Here is a 17,835-nt window from a genome sequence, read left to right on the forward strand (position 1 = left end):
GTTGGGGGGGGGGGCGCCCCGGGGGCCCCCCGCGGGGGGGGGCACCCCAGTTCGTCGAGCAGCCATAAAAGAAAAAAGCCAGTCCGTACAGGACTGGCTTTCACCATTACCCCAAGCGTTCAGCGAAACCGCAACGCCCCCGTCAAATCCCCCGGCGGCCTCGCCCCACGCTCCGCGAACGCCGCATTGCGCGCCGCCAGTCCCTCCAGCAGCGGCAGCCCGTGCAGGCGCGTAATGAAACGCAAGATCGAGGTCGTATCGTAGAAGTTATGATCCACCGCCCCGCGCTTGGCATGCGGCGACACGATGATCGCCGGCACCCGCGAACCCGGCCCCCAGCGGTCGCCCTTGGGCGGCGCCACGTGGTCCCACCAGCCGCCGTTCTCGTCGAAGGTGATTACCACCACCATGTCCTTCCACTGCGGCGATTTCTTCAGGTGCTCGATCACATTGGCCACGTGCTGGTCGCCCGACTCGACGTCCGAGTAGCCCGCATGCAGGTTCAGGTTGCCTTGGGGCTTGTAGAAGGCCACCGCCGGCAGCTTGCCCGCCACCACGTCGGCCAGGAATTTGTTCGAGATCGGACTGTCGCCCAGGCCGCCGTCGCGCAGGTGCTGCTCGCGCGCTTTGGTGCCCGGCGCGAACTGCCGGAAATAGTTGAAGGGCTGGTGGTGGTACTGGAAGTTCGGCTTCTGCCCCGCCCCGCGGCCATCCAGCGCGGCCTGCTGCCCGCCGCCGTACCAGGTCCAGCTCACGCCGCGCTCGGACAGCAGGTCGCCGATCGTCTTGTAGGTCTGCGGCGGCAGCACCGCCGGGTCCTGTGGGTCGGCGTGCAGCGGATCGCCGCCCTGCGCCGGGCGCACCCAGCTCGGCTGGTAAGGCGGCGCCATGGTGTTGACCGCATAGCCGTCCGGCGTGATCGGACCGGCGTGCACGTACTTTGGTTTACCCTCCAGCGCCGACTTGGGCGCATCCGGCGCGATCGCCAGGCGATAGCCGGCCGGGCCGTCTTCCAGCACGGCGATCTTGGACTTGGCCGGGGTCGACGCGGCGTTGAAGTATTCCGGCGTGCGGCCGCTGATCAGGAACTGGTGGTTCAGGTAGGAACCGCCGAAAGCCGCCATGAAGAAGTTGTCGCACAGGGTGAACTCGCGCGCGATCTGCCACAGGCCCAGGTTTTTCTGCGTCTCGCCGTAATAGCCCATCACCATCGCGCCGGCGTCCGACCAGGCCGCGAAGCCGTCGTTCTTGCCGCCGTTGATCTGCATCTGGTTCTGGTAGAACTGGTGCACCAGGTCGCGCGTGACGATGCTCTCGGGCAGGGGATTGCCCTCGCCATCGCTGAGCTTGAAGGGCGCGTTCGGCAGATTGGCCAGCTGCTCTTCCTTGATCAGGTAGTCCTTGCCGCCGATGTTCTGGCGGCCCGGCACCATGCCGCCCCAGATCTTCGGCAGCGAAGGCAGCACCGAACCGTCACGGTCGCGCTGCAGCGCGGCCTCCGCCGGCAAGGCCGGCAAAGGCGAGGCCAGGCCGGGGAAATCGGCGAACAGGTTGTTGAAGCTGCGGTTCTCCAGGTAGATCACGACCACGTTCTTGACCTGCGCCTTCAGCTTGGCGTCGAGCGAACCCTTGACGGCCGGCGCGGCGGCGCGCGCGGGCGCGGCCTGGGCCACGGCAGGCAGGGCCGAACCCAGCCCGGCGGCGGCCGCAGCCTGGAAGATGCGCCTGCGCGCGGGATTGTCCGGCTGGGCAGCGGCGTCCTGCGCCCCCTGCTCCTTCTTGTGGTCGTGCATGGTTTCTCCTCTTGCTGCGGCCATGAGCAAGGCGGCCGCCAAAGCAGCGATTATCCGCGTACTTTACAAAAGGAAACAAGAAGAAAGGAGCTGATCCGTCAAACGCCTGTCACATTTGAACGGCACAATGCACCTGCTCTCAGGGAAGGGGCACGGCGGCGCAAGCCGCCCTACCGGCGCCGGCGGTCGGGAAATATACCGGCACCAATTCTTAACGCTTGATTCCTCAAGCGTAGAGCGGGATCAGGATGTCGTAGGCGTTGTCGGGCCGCGCGCCGTCGTGCAGGGTCGGCGTATAGCGCCGGTCGTAGCGCTCCAGGCGGAAGCCCTCCGTATCCTGCACCATGCCCAGCTGCTCGATGGCCGCGAAGCCGGTCACATAGGTGGCCTGCACGCGCGCCATCGGACCGCGGTGGGTCAGCATCGCGTAGCGCCGCGCCGGGATGCGGATCCCGATCATGCCCGGCGGCAGGTTGTTCAGATCGGCGACCTCGGCCGCGATGCACTCGATATGCACCCCGTCCTTTTCTTGCAGATTCACGCCGTAGCGCAATCCATTGGTCTCGCCCAGCTCGCGCTCGCGTTCGAGGAAGGTCTTCCAGACCTCCGGCATGTCCGTTTCCAAGACCGAGAACGGACCTGCGAACGGCAGGCCGGCGAGCTTCATTTCAGGTAGTGTAACGGTTGAGATGTGCATGATATCGGCTATGCAAAAGGACTCAAGAATTATATCCTTAACTCTTAGACAATATTGGCATGGACGCAATCGTGCGCGTAAATTGTCGCGATAATGATTCAAACCCTTGCGAACAGCGCTCATTTTCTTTCCGCGCGGAATATGAAGCTGTTGAAGCAGAACAAATCGGTCCGCAGTCCAGCCCCCGTTTCTTGCAGTTCGTCGCAAACCGGCCCCGGCTTGCAAGGGGCTCCCTACAATGGCCTCATCAACCAACCGGAGACAGCCATGAAACGCGTAGTGATCGCCGCCCTTCTTTCCCTCGCCTCCCTGTCGGCAGCCGCCGGCGAACAGTCGCGCAGCGTCACGCCGTTCAAGGCGATCGACGTGCGCGGCCCCGTCAGCCTGGTGGTCGAAGTGGGCAAGAACTATTCGGTGCGGGTGCAGGGCGACCAGAAATACATGGACCGCGTGACGAGCGAGGTGGTCAACGGCGAGCTGCGCCTGAGCTTCAAGGAAAAGTCGAACATCCAGATCAGCGACGACGACCGCGTCATCGTGACCCTGCCCGAGATCGCGAGCTTCCGCGGCGAAGGCGCCGGCCTGATCAAGCTGAACAACGTCAAGGGCGAGCACTTCGACGTCAACTACCGCGGCGCCGGCAGCCTGCAGATGAGCGGCGAAGTGCGCAGCCTGCGCCTGCAGGCCCAGGGCGTCGGCGAAGTCAACGCCCGCAACCTGGTGGCCCAGGACGCCGATGTCAGCTTCGAAGGCATCGGCTCGGTCGAGGTGCACGCCAAGAACCGCCTCAACGCCAGCGTGCAGGGCATGGGCAGCCTCACCTACTACGGCAACCCGCGCCAGCTGAACAAGGTGGTGGCAGGCATCGGCAGCGTGGTCGCAGCCAAGTGAACTAGTCGTTGACCAGTTCCAGCAACACCCCTGCGTGACAGGGTCCGTCGAGCGGGCACCAGCAGGCCAGGTTGTGGCCGCGCAGCGCGGTCCTGGCTTCGGCCAGCAGGGCCTGGCCCGCCGGATCCTCGGTCACCCAGCGGCGGTAGGCGGCCACCGCCTCCGCCACGCTCGGCATGGCCACATAGCGCTTGCCGCCGCGCGAATCGACCGGCGTACCCGGCGCCAGGTCCGGCATCACCGAAAACGGATTGCCCCATTTGCCGGGACGCGCGACCGAGATCGTATTCTCCGGCATGCGCCATCCCTTCTTCCTGCTCAGCTGCACCCGATGCGGCTTCATCCCGTCTCCTTGGTTGGCTTCTTGCCGGCGCTACTTTACCTGAGCTGGCGGCGCCCAGCAGCATCGCGCCGCCTGCGGTAGAGTAAAGGCTGTACGCCCATGCTGCCGGCGTGCGCCATCTTCAGGAGAACACGTTGTCGCCAGCACGCAGGACCATCGGCATCCTCGCCTTCACGCAGATTTCCTCGTGGGGCGCCTTGTACTACGCCTTTGCCGTCCTGGCGCCGGCGATCCAGCGCGACCTCGGCATCGGCAAGGAAGCCGCCTTCGCCGCCTTCTCCTGGAGCCTGCTGGTGGCCGGCGTCGCGGCCACCCCGGTGGGCGCCCTGGTCGACCGCCACGGAGGGCGCGGCGTGATGGCGGCGGGCTCCATCGTCAGCGCCCTCGGCCTCGCCTGGCTGTCGCGCTGCACCAGCGTCGCCGGCTACTGGGGCGCCTGGAGCGTCATCGGCCTGGCCATGTCGCTGACCCTGTACGAGGCAGCCTTCGCCACCATCAACCGCAAGCTCGATCTCGGCGCGCCGCGCGGGATCTCGACATTGACCCTGTTCGCCGGCTTCGCCAGCACCATCTTCTGGCCGCTGACCCTGGCAATCTCCTCGCGCCTGGGCTGGCGCGACACCTATCTTGCCTACGCCGGCCTGCAGCTGGCCGCCTGCCTGCCGCTGCACCTGTGGCTCGGGCGCGACGCCCCGCATCCGCCCACGCCCGCCCATGCGCCGCGCGACAGCCACACCCTGGGCGAAGCGGTGCGCCATCCGGCTTTCTGGAAGCTGGCGCTGGCCTTCTCCGCCAACGTCTTCATCTTCTCGGCCCTGGCGGTGCACCTGATCCCGCTGCTGCAATCGCTCGGCCATGCCGCCAGCACCGCCGTGCTGCTGGCCGCGCTGGTCGGTCCGATGCAGGTGGCGGGGCGCATCGGCGAACGCACCCTGGCGCGCGGCGCCACGCCGCAGGTGATCGGCCGTTTCGTGTTTTCCACCCTGCCCGGCGGGCTGCTGGCGCTGGCCCTGGCCGGCACGCAGGCCTGGGGTGTGGTGCTGTTCTGCGTGCTGTACGGGATGAGCAACGGCGTGCTGACGATCATCCGCGGCACCCTGCCGCGCGCCCTGTTCGGCGCCCGCAACTACGGCGCCATCACCGGCGCGATGGCCGTGCCCTCGCTGTTGTCGAAGGCCATCGGGCCGCTGGTCGGCGCTACCCTGTTGACCGGGCCGTCCGGTCCGCTGGTGCTGCCGCTGGTGCTGTGCGGCTTCGCGGTCGCTTCGCTGCTGCTCTACCTGTCGGCGGTCCGCCAGCCGGCCGCGCAGGCGGTAACGCTGCCCTCCAGCGCGCACGGCCCCGGCGCCTGACAGCTTAGCTCCCCAGCGTCACCGTGCATCCGGCGCGGATGGTGTTGTGGACTTCGGCGACCGCATCGGTCTCCGCCAGCAGCCTGGCCACGTCCTGCGCTGATGCCGGCGATTGCACGCTGGCTCGATAACGGATATTGGTGGCGGCCAGGCCGACGCCGGGGAAATCCGCGCTCGCCTCGACCTGCACGCCGTCGAGCTGGATGCCTAGCCTTCGCGCCTCGCGATACAGGTCGTTGCAATAGCAGGTGGCCAGCGCCAGCATCAGGAATTCTCCGCCGTTGACGGCGGAGCCGCCGCCCGGCTTGCCCGGGATGGCGAGCGGCTGGTGCGTGCCGTTGGTGTCCACGGCAACCGTGTGCGCCGCGGCGGCGTTGTCGACAACAGCGGTAATGCGCATGCCTGCCTCCTCGTGGAATATGTCGGCGCCGTCAGCCGAGGATGGTGACGACCACCTTGCGCCGGTGCGGCGCCGTGCGGTGCTCCCACAGATAAATACCCTGCCAGGTGCCGAGCAGCAGGCGCCCTGCTCCGATCGGAACGCTCAAGCCGGTATCGGTGAGCATGGTGCGCCCGTGCGCCGCCATGTCGTCCGGACCTTCGGTGTCGTGGCGGTAGGCGCGGTCGCCGTCGGGCGCCAGGCGCGCGATGATGGTTTCCAGGTCGCGCCGCACGTCGGGGTCGGCGTTCTCGGTGATCGTCAGCGAACAGCTGGTGTGCTGGACGAAGACGTGCGCGATCCCGGTCTGTACTCCCGATTGCGCGACGAAGCGCGCGACCTCGCCGGTGATGTCGCGCGTGCCGCGGCCTGGTGTCGGGAATTCGAGGATGGTCTGGTGTGCCATGAAACGCTCTCCACAAGACAGCGGCATCAGCGCCGCATCGATTCCATGCGCGGCAGCAGCACCGCCAGGATGCCCAGCAGCGGCAGGTAGGACGCGAAGCGGTACACCTGCTCGATGCCGGCGGTGTCCGCGATCGCGCCCATGGCCGCGGCGCCGATGCCGCTGATGCCGAACATCAGGCCGAAGAACAGGCCGGCGATCATGCCCGGCTTGCCCGGCACCAGTTCCTGCGCGAACACCACGATGGCCGAGAAGGCGGACGACATCACCAGGCCGATCACCACCGACAGCACCGCGGTCCAGAACAGGTCCGCATAGGGCAGCGCCAGGGTGAACGGGGCCGCGCCCAGGATCGAGAACCAGATCACGCGCTTGCGGCCGATGCGGTCGCCGATCGGCCCGCCCGCGAAGGTGCCCGCCGCGACGGCCGCGAGGAACAGGAACAGGTAGAGCTGGGCCGTATCGACCGACACATGGAATTTCTCGATCAGGTAGAAGGTGTAGTAGCTCGACAGGCTGGACATGTAGATGTACTTCGAGAACACCAGCAGGGCCAGCACCGTCATCGCCCACACCACGCGTCCGCGCGACAGTGCCGGGCCGGCGTGCGCGGACGCCTTGGGCGGCGCGTTGCGCAGGTGGCCCGCATACCAGCGGCTCACGCCCACCAGCACCGCCACCGCCAGCAGCACGACCAGCATCAGCCAGGCGATCCGGCCCTGCCCATGGCCGACGATGATCGCGGCCGCCAGCAGCGGACCGAAGGCCGAACCGAGGTTGCCGCCCACCTGGAACAGCGACTGGGCGAAGCCGAAGCGGCCGCCCGAGGCCAGGCGCGCCACGCGCGAGGCTTCGGGGTGGAAGGTCGAGGAACCGACGCCGATCATGCCGGCGGCAACGAGCAGCATGGCGAAACTGCCGGCCGTGGCCAGCAGGGCGACGCCGGCCATCGTCACGCACATGCCGACCGGCAGCAGGAAGGGAATCGGGCGCTTGTCGGTATACAGGCCGATCCAGGGCTGGAGCAGCGAAGCGGTGCACTGGAAGGTCAGCGTGATCAGGCCGATCTGGGTGAAGCTGAGCGCGAACTCCTGCTTGAGCAGCGGATAGATCGAGGGCAGGACGGCTTGTACGCAGTCGTTCAGCAGGTGGACGAAGGCGACGGAGAACAGGATCTGCATCACCGTGGCCGGCGGCGCAAGGGAGGACCCGGGCGCGGCGGCGGGTGCGCGAGGCGGTGTGGACATGGCGAGAATCTGATTGAAATGCCGGACCAGTGTACTACAGTGGACCTAAGCGGCGCTCGCCGCGTCACGCCAGCCTGACCAGCCGGCCCGCGGTTCCATCTTTTGCGCCAACTCAAGGGCGCCACCGGCCGCCGCAACTTCGGGCCCGCGCCCGACTCCATTAGCAAGGACCCCGCAGGTTCTTGCGGCAGGCGCAGCAGGCTCACCAGGAGGAAACAATGGCTCATGATCCCGACAAACGGTGTTGCGGCTGCGACGACCAGGGTGGTGGCGGCGGCCGCGGGGATGGCGGCAAAGGCGGCGGCAACGAGGGCGGCGCAAGCGGGCAGCCGCCGGGACGCGGTCCTCTCGGTCCCGGCAAACGGTATGTGCGCGCCCTGGCCACGCCAGGCGCGCCGCTGCGGCCATCCATCTACGACGCGCCCGAACCGCTGAGCGAGGTGACGGTCGCCGCGCCGGGACAGGTGCCTGTGCATGCCGTCGTGCCCACGCGCGAGGTCTCGGAAGGCCTGATCGCGCAGCTGCGGGCCGGCTTGAAGGACTTGCCGCGCCTGGAGTTCGGTCCCGGCAAGGGCGCGGTCGACATCCGCCTCGAGGATCCGGACGGGAAGCAGGTCAAGACCGGATCCGCCGTCCTCTCCGGACCGGACGGCAACATCGCCATCCCCATCGATCCCGCCACCCGGCGTTTCCGCCGCGGCGGCCTGCCGCCGGGCGACTACGAGCTCAGGACCGCCTCCTCCGGCGCCGGGCGCAATGTCATGCGCCTGCAGGTGCGCGAAGGCGACGTCACGCGCGCGGCCGTGCGGCTCGACGGTTCGCCTCTGCGCGGCAGCGCCACCGTGCGGCTGGCGGTCAGGGGAACGCGCGCCCGCGAACTCAAGGTGCGCGGCACCGACCTGCTCAGCGGAAAAATCGTTTTCGAGGGCAAGGCCAAGCTCAGCAAAGGCGTCATCGAACTGGACCGCATTCCCCACGGCGCCATCCACTGGGACGTGTTCGACGACGACGCCCGCTCCTGCTACGACACCGACGTCAACGACCTCCTCGACCTGTTCGACCTGGGCGACATCCCGGTGCTGGTGCTCGCCCCGGCGCCGGTCGTCGATCCCGACCCGCCCGACCGCCGCTTCGACGGCCTGCCGCTGCGCTACGCGGGCATCGCCCGCGTGCTGCCCGAACTCGGCATCCATTCGCTCGAGGAGCTGGCCGCGGCGGAACCCGAGGCCCTGTTCCACCGCATGCTGGAGCAAAAAGGCAAACGTTCGATGCCCGTCCACAGCCGCCTGTTCGGCGAGGCGATCAACGCCGCGCGCACCCAGCTCGGCGCCAGGCGCATCGGCGGCGAGGACCGGGCCGAAGTCCGCCTGGCCCAAGGCGCGACCTACGCCCGCAATGTCGCCGTGCGTTCGGCCGGCGAGGCGGAATTCATGGTCGACCTTGGCTCCGGCAACGAGGGCGAGCTGCTGATCCAGGGACCGCAGGGCAGCGAGAAGCGCAAGGTGAGCGGCGCCGCGCGCGTGAGCCTCGCGATCCGTCCGGAGGACCTGGCCGCCGGCGGCCAGTACCAGCTCAGCCTGACCAACCTGTCCGGCGGCGCACTGACCGGCATCGTCCACATGCGGCTGCCGGACGAGCGCCTGGTGCACGGCTTCGGCTACCTGGTCCCCACCGTCAAGGAGCAGATCGAAAGCATCCTGCGCGGGCTGGCGGTGCGCAACCCCGGGCTGGGCACGACGGTGCCGGACGCCATCATGGAGCCGGAAAACATCCGCATGTGGCTGGACCGCGCGCGCAGCTTCATGGCGGCCGCCGGCGTCTGCAGCATCAACGACCTGGGACGCTTCCGGCTCGACCCCATGCGCATCCTGCGCACCGGCGCCTACGTGGCCCCGGTGGTGCAGCCGCCCACCGGCATTCCGCCGCTGACGCACTATGCGTTTGCCGAAGTCCTGTCCAACACCATCCTGTACTACCAGCCCAATGACGTGCTGCACGACACCGCCGTCATCATGGCTTCGTCATGGGATATACGGGGACAGCAAGTCGTGATCGGCAAGGAGGTGCGCGAACTGGTCGTGATCGTGCACCGTATCCTGCACGACGGCGCCAGCAAGATCTCCTGGGAGCTGCCGGCGCTGCCGCCGGCCAATGCCTACTGGCCCAATCCCGCCCCCAGCGGCGCCAACGGCTCGGCCGCCGGCGAGAACGGGCAGGATGGCGGGGATGGCGACGCCTTCCCTCACCCCTCGCGCAACGGCGGCGCCGATGCGGTGACCGGCGCCCCGATCGTCACAATGTACCTGCTCGACGCCACCAACAACCTGCCGCAGATCGACCTCAACGGCCAGAAAGGCGGCGACGGCGGACGCGGACAGGACGGCGGACGCGGGGGCGACGGCGCCCAGGGCTTGCGGGCCGACGGCACCTTCTTCGGCGGCTGCTGCCGCGACGTGGGCTTCGGCGGCCGGGGCGGCCAGGGCGGCGACGGCGGACGCGGCGGCAAGGGCGGGCGCGGCGGCGAAGGAGGCAAGATCACGGTCCTCACCACGCCGCCCGGCATTGCCGTGATGGCGGCCGCCCCTCCCCCGATCAGCCTGAATCCGGGCGAAGGCGGCGAAGGCGGGCCCAAAGGCAATCCCGGCGTGGGCGGCGTCGGCGGCCCCGCCGGCACGGCGGACTGCGAAACCTGGTGCGACGAGATGCCCGAGCGGCGCGGCGCGAATGGCGGCGGCGGGGCCGAAGGCGCCGATGGTCCCAAGGGCGATCCCGGTCCCGGCGTCGTCGAAGACGCCTCCCAGTTCCTGCCGATCACCGCCGCACAATGGCAGCAGGCCTTCAACAACCCGCACATCCTCACGCTCGACCTGTACGATGCCGAGCCGGGGCAAACGGTGCAGATCACCGGCATGCATTTCGACCCGGCGATCGACCGCGTGTATTTCGACGGCGTGAATCTCGGGCCGGTCGCCGGCAGCACCAGCGCTTCCTTCGTCGTCCCGCTGGACTCGGAAGGCGGCTACCACCCCGTGGTGATCCGTCCCAGCGGCGTCACCGACAGGCGCAGCAACCGCGCGATGCTGCGCGTCTTGCCCAAGCTCGACGACATCGCGCCGGGCACGCGCTGGGTCGAGAACCAGAACGTGACCCTGACCGGCCTGGCCTTCCGTCCGGGCCTGCAGGTGATCGCCGAAGACCGCTCGGTGCCGCCGGCGGCCGCCTTCAACCTGCCGGTCCTCGGCGTGACGCGCACCTCCATCAATCTCCAGATCCCCGGCGGCTTCCTGGGCGGACTGCGCGGCGTGCGCCGCATCGTGATCCAGAACCCGGATGGCGGCCGCAGCCGCGACGAACGCGTGGCGCGCATCAGCGACACCATCGTGGTGCGCTGCGCGGCATTCCGCGTGGTCGGCACCAGCGCCGGCGTCGGCACCACGCGCTCGGCGGCGGACATCGCCGGCCTGTTCGTCGAGGGCGCGGTGAATTCCGTCAGCATCCCCTGGGGACAGGCGCGCATCGTCTTCCGGCTGGTGCAGCCGGTGGGCACCCTGACCGTGTCCGACACCAGCGCCAATGTCTGGCCCGGCCTCAACACGGCGACCGACATGGGCCTGTTCACGGGCGCCCCTGGGGTGGCCGGCGCCCTCAACTTCTTCTTCGTGCGCGATGTCGACATCTCCACTGCCTATGCCTATTTCGGCGGCGGGCCGATCTTCATCGGCGACGAAGGCGGACCGCTCGGCCCGGTGGACTGGCAGCAAGTGGTGGCGCACGAGATCGGCCACGCCCTCTGCCTGCGCCACCAGTGCGACGGCGCGGGCGAAGGTCCGGGCACCTTCTTCAACCGTGAATGCCAGGACGGCGACGAGGACTTTCTCATGTATCCTTTCTGGGACACCTCGAACGGCATGGCGATCCATGCGGGCCAGGTCGACCCGGCGCGCACCGGCGCCACCAATTTCGAAGACGGCAAGACCGCATCGCTGCCGACCGCTTCGCTGTTCCAGACGGCCGTACCCACAGCCGTCGCCCAATGCCTGACGGCGGACCTGCAAAACTAGGGAGACCCGGCCATGCCTACCGAAAACGAAGTGCGCGTGCTGAAGATCCTGAGCGCCATCGAGATCCCGCCGACCGCGGGCCAGACCATCCAGTCCTGGGGCAACGAGGCGGTCACCGTCGTGTGCGAAGCGGCGCTGGGCACCTACCCCGGCCTCAGGCCCAAGGTGCGCAACAACGCGGTGGCGCTGCTGGGATGGATGGACCACCAGCAGGCGCAGGAAACCGTGCCGCTGCTGTTGAACGATTCGAACAGCGATGTGGCGATCCGTGCGATGCGCGCGGCGGGACGGCAGAAGAACGAGGCCGGCATCGACAAGCTTGCCGAGATGCTGAACCTGAAAGGCACCGAGCCCCTGCTTGCCGCGGAAGCCGTGAGCGCCCTGCTCACCATCGGCGGCCCGGAAGCGGCAGCTGCCGTGGCGGCCTACCGGGCGGCCAACCCGGCCGACCTGCCCCACCGTGGCAGCAGGGCAGTGATCAGCGTGCTGTCCGAATCGCTGCCGCCCGGTTCTGTCCCGTGAGCGGGCATGGGCGGGCAGCGACTTTCAGGCTGCTCAGGGGCCGAAGCGAGGCGCCGGATCGCGCAGGGCGATCCGCCGGAACAGCCAGAGAGCGCACGCGCCGTATAAGACAGGAACCACCACGATAAGGATGGATGCAAGGAAAGTCATGACTGCATTGAAGGGCGAAGCCAGCGCTCCGCTCAGGGTGACGAAGCCGGCGATCAGCACATAGGCAGCGAGGCCGATATTGGCCGCCAGCCGGGTGGCTTTCTTCAGCGCCGCCAGGCCGCGTGCCTTGGCGTACATGTAGGCCGGCACGCCGATGACCAGGGCAAGGATGTAGGCAAGGAAGGTCAGCATCCCCGACACGAGCGTCAAGTCGCTCCCCAGGATCCCGAGGACAAGGGTGACCAGGAGCCCTGGAAGGCCGGGCGCGACCAGGAAGCCAAGCAATACGCGCAGTCGGCGCTTCGTCGTCTCGTTTCGCATGAGTGCGGCGATTATAGCGGACGGACCCGTACCATCGGACGAGCCGTGCCATCGGACGAGCGGGGCGATCGAACGAACCCGGTTTCCACACGCATCGCCTAGCGGATGGACTGGAAGGCCAGCTTGCTCCGCTAGCGTTGCCCAGCCCACATCAACAGGACGAGCCTGCGCTTCCCGGCACTCCCTCAGCGGCTTTCCTCGATCGGGCCAGCGGCCAGGAGCGGCTGCCACTGGCGGAACCAATCGCCAGCTTCCGCTTCCCATGGAAACACGCCAGCCGTGCTGGGGAAGACGATCTGCCAGGCGCGGAACGCGTCTCCCTGGTGGAGCCACCGCGCCCACCCCATGTACTGCTTGATACTCTCCGGGCTGACTTCCGCGATCAGGCATTCGAAGCCGCCCCCGAGCAGTTCACGGACCCGCGCGCCGGGCCGGATATCCGCTCCCGCCTTCATCTGCGCATAGCATTCGTGGATCGACATGTGGGCCACCTCATGCCTGAGGCCAACCATGATGAGCTCAGGCATGCCAAGTGTGCGTTCGATGCCGATCGAGTAGGAAAATGGCGGCTGATCGCCCTCCTCCTCCACGTGGATGATATGCAAGCCATATTGCTCGATGTCCGCCAGCGCCCTGCGCTCGGCCTCCTCGCCGTTGCAATCGTGGCCGCCACACTCCTCATCCTCGGCCTCTTTCTCCCAGCGTTCCCACTCCGCGCCGACTTCCGGACGAAAGGCGCTCCAGCCGAGCGGCAGGTCGCTGATCTCGGCCAGGGAGGGATCGTGCTCGAAGACGCAGCCGAGGCACAGCAGGACCGGTTCTCCCGGATATTCGGTGGTCGCATCGAGGAACTGCCAATCGCCGTCGGCATCGTGCGACACCCGCAATACCGGCAGCCGCCGCTCGGCGACACCGGCGGTGCAGTAGGTGACGGTATCGACGGCGTCGCCGAACGGCCAATGCGCGAACGAATGGGTATGTGCCGTCATCACCGTCTCCCTGGACTGAGGGCTCAGTCGAACTTGCTGAAGTCCGGCTTGCGCTTCTCGAAGAAGGCGGTAAAGGCCTCTTTCGCTTCCGGCGCCAGCAGCATGGCGGCAAACAGCTTGTTCTCGGCGGCGATTGCCTCGTTGATCGGCTGAGTGCGTGCGCGCTTCATCAGCGACTTGGTGGTGCGGATCGACGCCGCCGGCAGGGCCACCAGCTTGGCGGCCTGCTGTTCGGCGAAGGCGCGCAGTTCGGCGGCTGGCAGCACGCGCGCCACCAGACCCATCTCCAGGGCCTCTTGCGCGCCGAAGGCTTCGCCCAGCAGCAGCTTCTCGGCCGCACGGGTATAGCCGGCCAGTTGCGGCAGCAGCAGAGAGGAGGCGAATTCCGGGCACAGGCCCAGCTGCGAGAACGGCATCGAGAACTTGGCGTTGTCGGCCGCGTACACGATATCGCAATGCATCAGCAGGGTGGTGCCGATGCCGATCGCGGCGCCGGCGACGGCCGCCACCACCGGCTTGGTCGAGCCGGACAGCGCGCGCATGAACTGGAACACCGGGCGGTTTTCCGCAGGCACGCCAGGAATCGGGGCCGAGTTCTTCATGAAGTCGTCCAGGTCGTTCCCGGCGGTGAAGATTTCCGGCTTGCCGGCGATGAGGATGGCGCGTACGGCGGTGTCGCTCTCGGCTTCGACCAGGGCGTCGGCCATGGCCTGGTACATCACGGCGGTGATCGCGTTCTTGCGTTCCAGGCGGTTGAATTCGATGGTCAGCAGGCCGTTGGCCTTGTTGATCAGCATGTCCATGTTTCAGGGTCTCCGGTTCTTCTTAAGCTGGATGAACGCGTGGGCGGGAGACCCGCCCACCCTACGAGTCGCGGCATGTCCACGATGTAGGGTGGGCGGGGCGAGAGAGTCCGGTGGTCTCTCGAGCGAGCGCCCACGCGGTGATAGTTTGCGGCCGCATCATCGCACACGCTGGTGCGGCCACTATCGGGTAATTAAACGCGCTCGATGATACCAGCCGCGCCCATGCCGGCGCCGACGCACATCGTCACCATGCCGTACTTCAGCTTGTTGCGGCGCAGTGCGTGCACCACGGTCGCGGCGCGGATCGCACCGGTCGCGCCCAGCGGGTGGCCCAGGGCGATCGCGCCGCCCATCGGGTTGACCTTGCTGGTGTCCAGGTTCAGGTCGCGGATCACGGCCAGCGCCTGGGCGGCGAAGGCTTCGTTCAGCTCGATCCAGTCCAGCTGGTCCTGGGTGATGCCGGCTGCCGCCAGCGCTGCGGGAATCGCGACCTTCGGGCCGATGCCCATGATCTCCGGCGGCACGCCGCGCACGGCGAAGGAGGAGAACTTGGCCAGCGGGGTCAGGTTGTGTTCCTTCAGGATCTTTTCGCTGACGACGATCAGCGCGCCCGCGCCGTCCGACATCTGCGACGAGGTCGCGGCGGTCACCGAGCCCTTGGCGGCGAACACCGGCTTCAGCTTGGCCATGCCCTCAAGGCTGGCGTCGGCGCGCGGGCCTTCGTCCAGGTCCACGGTGCGGCGCTTGACCTTGATCTCGCCGGTGGCCAGGTCAGGGGTTCGGGTCACGATTTCGACCGGGGTGATCTCGTCCTTGAACAGGCCGGCCTGCTGGGCGGCGATGGCGCGGCGGTGCGATTCCAGGCCGAAGGCGTCCTGGTCTTCGCGCGACACCTTCCACTGCTCGGCCACCTTCTCGGCGGTCAGGCCCATGCCGTAGGCCAGGCCCACGTTCTCGTCCCTGAAGGTCTCCATGTTGATGGAGGGGTGGTGGCCCATCATCGGGACCATCGACATCGACTCGACGCCGCCGGCGATCATCACGTCGGCTTCGCCCACGCGGATGCGGTCGGCCGCCATGGCCAGGGCGGTGATGCCCGAGGCGCAGTAGCGGTTGACGGTCACGCCGCCGACGGTGTTCGGCAGGCCTGCCAGCACCACGGCGTTACGCGCCACGTTGAAGCCCTGCTCCGCTTCCGGGAACGAGCAGCCGACGATGGCGTCGACGATCAGGGCCGGGTCCAGGTTCGGGACGGCGGCCATGGCGCCGCGGATGGCGTGCACCAGCAGGTCGTCCGGACGGGTCTTGTTGAAGAAGCCGCGGGGCGCCTTGCCGATCGGGGTGCGGGTCGCTGCGACGATGTATGCGTCTTGAAGTTGTTTGCTCATGATTGTGTCGTCCTGTTTGTCCGCGGCTTAGTTACGAACCGGCTTGCCGGTCTGCATCATGCCCATGATGCGTTCCTGGGTCTTCGGGTTGCCCAGCAGCTCGATGAAGGCCTTGCGCTCCATGTCCAGCAGCCACTGCTCGGACACCACGCTGCCCTGGTCGACGTCGCCGCCGCTCACGATCTCGGCGATCATGTCGCCCAGCTTGAAGTCGTGGGCCGAGATGAAGCCGCCGTCACGCATGTTGACCAGCTGGCCGCGGATCGTCGCCCAGCCGTAGCGGCCGGTGACGGTGATCGGGCGGCGCGCCGGGGCGCGGTAGCCGGCGTCGAACATCGAGCGCGCGGTGACCTTCGCCACGTGCAGCAGTTCGTACGGGTTGAAGACGATAACGTCGTCCTCCTTCAGGTAGCCCATGGCCTTCGCTTCCAGGGCCGACTTCGACACCTGCGCGGTGGCCGCGTTGGTGAAGCCGGTCTTCAGGAATTGCAGGATGTCGTTGCCCTTGGCTTCGGTGAAGGCGCGCACTGCCGCTTCCTTCAGGCCGCCGCCGGCCGGGACCAGGCCCACGCCCACTTCGACCAGGCCGATGTAGGACTCGATCGAGGCCACGCGCTTCGATGCGTGCAGCATCATCTCGCAGCCGCCGCCCAGCGCCAGGCCCGCCACGGCGGCGACCACCGGGATGTTCGAGTACTTCATCTGCATGAAGACGTTCTGCAGGTCGCGGACCATCGGGTCCATCGCCTTGGCGCCGCCCATCATGAAGGCCGGCATGGCCGACTGCAGGTCGGCGCCGGCCGAGAAGGCGCCGCCTTCGGCCGCGTCGGTGTTCCAGATCACCAGGCCCTTGTAGCCCTTCTCCGCTTCCGCCATGCCGCGCTGCAGGCCCTTCACCACGCCTTCGCCGATGACGTGCATCTTGGTCTTGAGCGAGATGACCAGCACTTCGTCGTCCGCGTGCCACAGGCGCACCGAGTCGTCCTCGAACACGGTGGTGCCGAAGGTTTTCGGATCGACGGTGGTCGAGCCCAGGACCGGGGCGCGGAACTGCTGGCGCTTGTACACCGGCAGATCCGACACCGGCACGTAGGCCTTCTTCGAAGCCGAGTACGAACCTTCGGCGGTGTGCACGCCCTTCTCGGCCACCTGGCCTTCGAAGACCCATGCGGGCAGCGGTGCGGAGGTCAGGGCCTTGCCTGCCTCGATGTCTTCCTTGACCCACTGAGCGATCTGGGTCCAGCCGGCCGACTGCCAGGTCTCGAACGGACCGACGCTCCAGCCGAAGCCCCAGCGCATCGCGAAGTCGACGTCGCGCGCGTTGTCGGCGATGCTGTCGAGGTGGATGGCGATGTAGTGGAAGGCGTCGCGGAAGATCGCCCACAGGAACTGCGCCTGCGGGTTGGTGGATTCGCGCATGGCCTTGAATTTCTTGACCGGGTCCTTTTCCTTCAGGATGCGGGCGACGATGTCGGCGGCCTTGGCGCCGCCGGCAACGTATTCGCCGGTGGCGAAGTCCAGGCGCTGGATCTCCTTGCCGACCTTCTTGTAGAAGCCGCCGCCGCTCTTCTGGCCCAGGGCGCCCTTCTCGATCAGCTTGGCCAGCACGTCAGGGGTCTTGTACACGCTGAAGAAAGGATCGTCCTGCAGGTTGTCCTGCATGGTCTTGATCACGTGGCCCATGGTGTCCAGGCCCACGACGTCGGCGGTGCGGAAGGTGCCCGACTTGGCGCGGCCCAGCTTGGCGCCGGTCAGGTCGTCGACCACGTCCACGCTCAGGCCGAACTTCTCGGCTTCGTGGATGGTGGCCAGCATGCCGAAGATGCCGACGCGGTTGGCGATGAAGTTCGGGGTGTCTTTCGCACGCACCACGCCCTTGCCCAGGGTCGAGGTGAGGAAGGTCTCGAGCTGGTCGAGGATTTCCGGGCGGGTGGCCGCGGTCGGGATCAGCTCGACCAGGTGCATGTAGCGCGGCGGGTTGAAGAAGTGCACGCCGCAGAAGCGCGCCTTCAGCTCGTCGTCGAAGCCTTCGGCCAGCTTGTTGATCGACAGGCCCGAGGTGTTCGAGGCGAAGATGGCGTTGGCGGCGATGTGCGGCGCGACCTTCTTGTACAGGTCGTGCTTCCAGTCCATGCGCTCGGCGATGGCTTCGATGATCAGGTCGCAGCCGGCCAGCACGTCGAGGTTGTCCTCGTAGTTGGCGACTTCGATCAGGGCTGCGTCATCCTTGTTGCCCAGCGGGGCCGGCGACAGCTTCTTGAGGTTGTCGATGGCGCGCAGGACGATGCCGTTCTTCGGACCTTCCTTGGCAGGCAGGTCGAACAGCACGACCGGGACCTTGGCGTTCACGCAGTGCGCAGCAATCTGCGCGCCCATCACGCCGGCGCCCAGCACGGCGACTTTCTTGACGATGAAATTGGACATGTAAGT

At 67.6% G+C, this 17,835-nt stretch carries 15 protein-coding genes; 4 read left to right on the forward strand and 11 right to left on the reverse strand.

Translation table 11 applies throughout. The features are described 5' to 3' along the window. Window positions 1–119: 119 nt before the first annotated feature. Together J8847_RS20600 and J8847_RS20605 are read right to left on the reverse strand one after the other, a co-directional pair. Complete coding sequence (locus J8847_RS20600) at window positions 120–1,793, reverse strand: acid phosphatase (protein ID WP_211526582.1); 1,674 nt, start codon at window positions 1,791–1,793, stop codon at window positions 120–122. A gap of 226 nt (window positions 1,794–2,019) precedes the next feature. After that, complete coding sequence (locus tag J8847_RS20605) at window positions 2,020–2,490, reverse strand: GyrI-like domain-containing protein (RefSeq protein ID WP_211526583.1); 471 nt, start codon at window positions 2,488–2,490, stop codon at window positions 2,020–2,022. A gap of 267 nt (window positions 2,491–2,757) precedes the next feature. Between J8847_RS20605 and J8847_RS20610 the strand changes: the two genes are divergently transcribed. Continuing rightward, entirely contained in the window at window positions 2,758–3,381 is a 624-nt protein-coding gene (locus tag J8847_RS20610; RefSeq protein ID WP_211526584.1) for a head GIN domain-containing protein, read from the forward strand. A 1-nt stretch (window position 3,382) separates the two neighbouring features. Here J8847_RS20610 and J8847_RS20615 read toward each other — a convergent pair whose 3' ends face one another. Continuing rightward, entirely contained in the window at window positions 3,383–3,724 is a 342-nt protein-coding gene (locus tag J8847_RS20615) for a DUF4326 domain-containing protein (protein ID WP_211526585.1), read from the reverse strand. A 134-nt stretch (window positions 3,725–3,858) separates the two neighbouring features. On the opposite strand from J8847_RS20615, the gene J8847_RS20620 reads away from it, so the two are divergent. Beyond that, the gene (locus J8847_RS20620) at window positions 3,859–5,076 is read left to right on the forward strand and encodes an MFS transporter (RefSeq protein ID WP_211526586.1); all 1,218 of its coding nucleotides are present in this window, start codon (window positions 3,859–3,861) and stop codon (window positions 5,074–5,076) included. 4 nt (window positions 5,077–5,080) lie between these two features. On the opposite strand, the gene J8847_RS20625 is transcribed toward J8847_RS20620, so the two are convergent. Genes J8847_RS20625 through J8847_RS20635 form a run of 3 tightly spaced genes read right to left on the reverse strand, consistent with a single transcriptional unit; the run spans window position 5,081 to window position 7,102 of the window. After that, window positions 5,081–5,476, reverse strand: a complete 396-nt coding sequence (locus J8847_RS20625; RefSeq protein ID WP_211526587.1) for an OsmC family protein — start codon at window positions 5,474–5,476, stop codon at window positions 5,081–5,083. 31 nt (window positions 5,477–5,507) lie between these two features. Beyond that, window positions 5,508–5,921 carry a secondary thiamine-phosphate synthase enzyme YjbQ gene (locus J8847_RS20630; RefSeq protein ID WP_211526588.1) on the reverse strand — a complete coding sequence of 138 codons (414 nt, stop codon included), beginning with the start codon at window positions 5,919–5,921 and terminating at the stop codon, window positions 5,508–5,510. A gap of 26 nt (window positions 5,922–5,947) precedes the next feature. Further along, window positions 5,948–7,102 (reverse strand): MFS transporter, encoded by a 1,155-nt coding sequence (locus J8847_RS20635; RefSeq protein ID WP_211526604.1) that lies wholly within the window; start codon window positions 7,100–7,102, stop codon window positions 5,948–5,950. 284 nt (window positions 7,103–7,386) lie between these two features. Between J8847_RS20635 and J8847_RS20640 the strand changes: the two genes are divergently transcribed. Together J8847_RS20640 and J8847_RS20645 are read left to right on the forward strand one after the other, a co-directional pair. After that, a complete protein-coding gene (locus tag J8847_RS20640) occupies window positions 7,387–11,229 on the forward strand; it encodes a hypothetical protein (RefSeq protein ID WP_211526589.1) in 3,843 nt (1,280 codons plus the stop codon). 12 nt (window positions 11,230–11,241) lie between these two features. Continuing rightward, window positions 11,242–11,751, forward strand: a complete 510-nt coding sequence (locus tag J8847_RS20645) for a HEAT repeat domain-containing protein (RefSeq protein ID WP_211526590.1) — start codon at window positions 11,242–11,244, stop codon at window positions 11,749–11,751. Between the two features lie 33 nt (window positions 11,752–11,784). On the opposite strand, the gene J8847_RS20650 is transcribed toward J8847_RS20645, so the two are convergent. The 5 genes from J8847_RS20650 to J8847_RS20670 form a co-directional block, all read right to left on the reverse strand. Next, window positions 11,785–12,222: a hypothetical protein gene (locus J8847_RS20650; RefSeq protein ID WP_211526591.1), complete on the reverse strand. Its 438-nt coding sequence runs from the start codon at window positions 12,220–12,222 to the stop codon at window positions 11,785–11,787. Window positions 12,223–12,407: 185 nt separating this feature from the next. Beyond that, window positions 12,408–13,211, reverse strand: a complete 804-nt coding sequence (locus J8847_RS20655; protein WP_211526592.1) for a DUF4262 domain-containing protein — start codon at window positions 13,209–13,211, stop codon at window positions 12,408–12,410. Between the two features lie 23 nt (window positions 13,212–13,234). Next, on the reverse strand, window positions 13,235–14,014 hold the full coding sequence (locus J8847_RS20660) for an enoyl-CoA hydratase (protein ID WP_211526593.1): 780 nt from the start codon (window positions 14,012–14,014) through the stop codon (window positions 13,235–13,237). A 194-nt stretch (window positions 14,015–14,208) separates the two neighbouring features. Then, complete coding sequence (locus tag J8847_RS20665; RefSeq protein ID WP_211526594.1) at window positions 14,209–15,405, reverse strand: acetyl-CoA C-acyltransferase; 1,197 nt, start codon at window positions 15,403–15,405, stop codon at window positions 14,209–14,211. Between the two features lie 27 nt (window positions 15,406–15,432). Next, window positions 15,433–17,829 carry a 3-hydroxyacyl-CoA dehydrogenase/enoyl-CoA hydratase family protein gene (locus J8847_RS20670; RefSeq protein ID WP_211526595.1) on the reverse strand — a complete coding sequence of 799 codons (2,397 nt, stop codon included), beginning with the start codon at window positions 17,827–17,829 and terminating at the stop codon, window positions 15,433–15,435. Window positions 17,830–17,835: the final 6 nt, after the last annotated feature.

The organism is Massilia sp. AB1 (assembly GCF_018119385.1).
Classification (GTDB): domain Bacteria; phylum Pseudomonadota; class Gammaproteobacteria; order Burkholderiales; family Burkholderiaceae_D; genus Telluria.

What these genes read in the sequence shown, in the direction of transcription:
- J8847_RS20600 (WP_211526582.1), bottom strand. Translation starts at nt 1,793, where the DNA reads ATGCACGACCACAAGAAGGAGCAGGGGGCGCAGGACGCCGCTGCCCAG.
- J8847_RS20605 (WP_211526583.1), bottom strand. Translation starts at nt 2,490, where the DNA reads ATGCACATCTCAACCGTTACACTACCTGAAATGAAGCTCGCCGGCCTG.
- J8847_RS20610 (WP_211526584.1), top strand. Translation starts at nt 2,758, where the DNA reads ATGAAACGCGTAGTGATCGCCGCCCTTCTTTCCCTCGCCTCCCTGTCG.
- J8847_RS20615 (WP_211526585.1), bottom strand. Translation starts at nt 3,724, where the DNA reads ATGAAGCCGCATCGGGTGCAGCTGAGCAGGAAGAAGGGATGGCGCATG.
- J8847_RS20625 (WP_211526587.1), bottom strand. Translation starts at nt 5,476, where the DNA reads ATGCGCATTACCGCTGTTGTCGACAACGCCGCCGCGGCGCACACGGTT.
- J8847_RS20630 (WP_211526588.1), bottom strand. Translation starts at nt 5,921, where the DNA reads ATGGCACACCAGACCATCCTCGAATTCCCGACACCAGGCCGCGGCACG.
- J8847_RS20635 (WP_211526604.1), bottom strand. Translation starts at nt 7,102, where the DNA reads ATGCAGATCCTGTTCTCCGTCGCCTTCGTCCACCTGCTGAACGACTGC.
- J8847_RS20640 (WP_211526589.1), top strand. Translation starts at nt 7,387, where the DNA reads ATGGCTCATGATCCCGACAAACGGTGTTGCGGCTGCGACGACCAGGGT.
- J8847_RS20645 (WP_211526590.1), top strand. Translation starts at nt 11,242, where the DNA reads ATGCCTACCGAAAACGAAGTGCGCGTGCTGAAGATCCTGAGCGCCATC.
- J8847_RS20650 (WP_211526591.1), bottom strand. Translation starts at nt 12,222, where the DNA reads ATGCGAAACGAGACGACGAAGCGCCGACTGCGCGTATTGCTTGGCTTC.
- J8847_RS20655 (WP_211526592.1), bottom strand. Translation starts at nt 13,211, where the DNA reads ATGACGGCACATACCCATTCGTTCGCGCATTGGCCGTTCGGCGACGCC.
- J8847_RS20660 (WP_211526593.1), bottom strand. Translation starts at nt 14,014, where the DNA reads ATGGACATGCTGATCAACAAGGCCAACGGCCTGCTGACCATCGAATTC.
- J8847_RS20665 (WP_211526594.1), bottom strand. Translation starts at nt 15,405, where the DNA reads ATGAGCAAACAACTTCAAGACGCATACATCGTCGCAGCGACCCGCACC.
- J8847_RS20670 (WP_211526595.1), bottom strand. Translation starts at nt 17,829, where the DNA reads ATGTCCAATTTCATCGTCAAGAAAGTCGCCGTGCTGGGCGCCGGCGTG.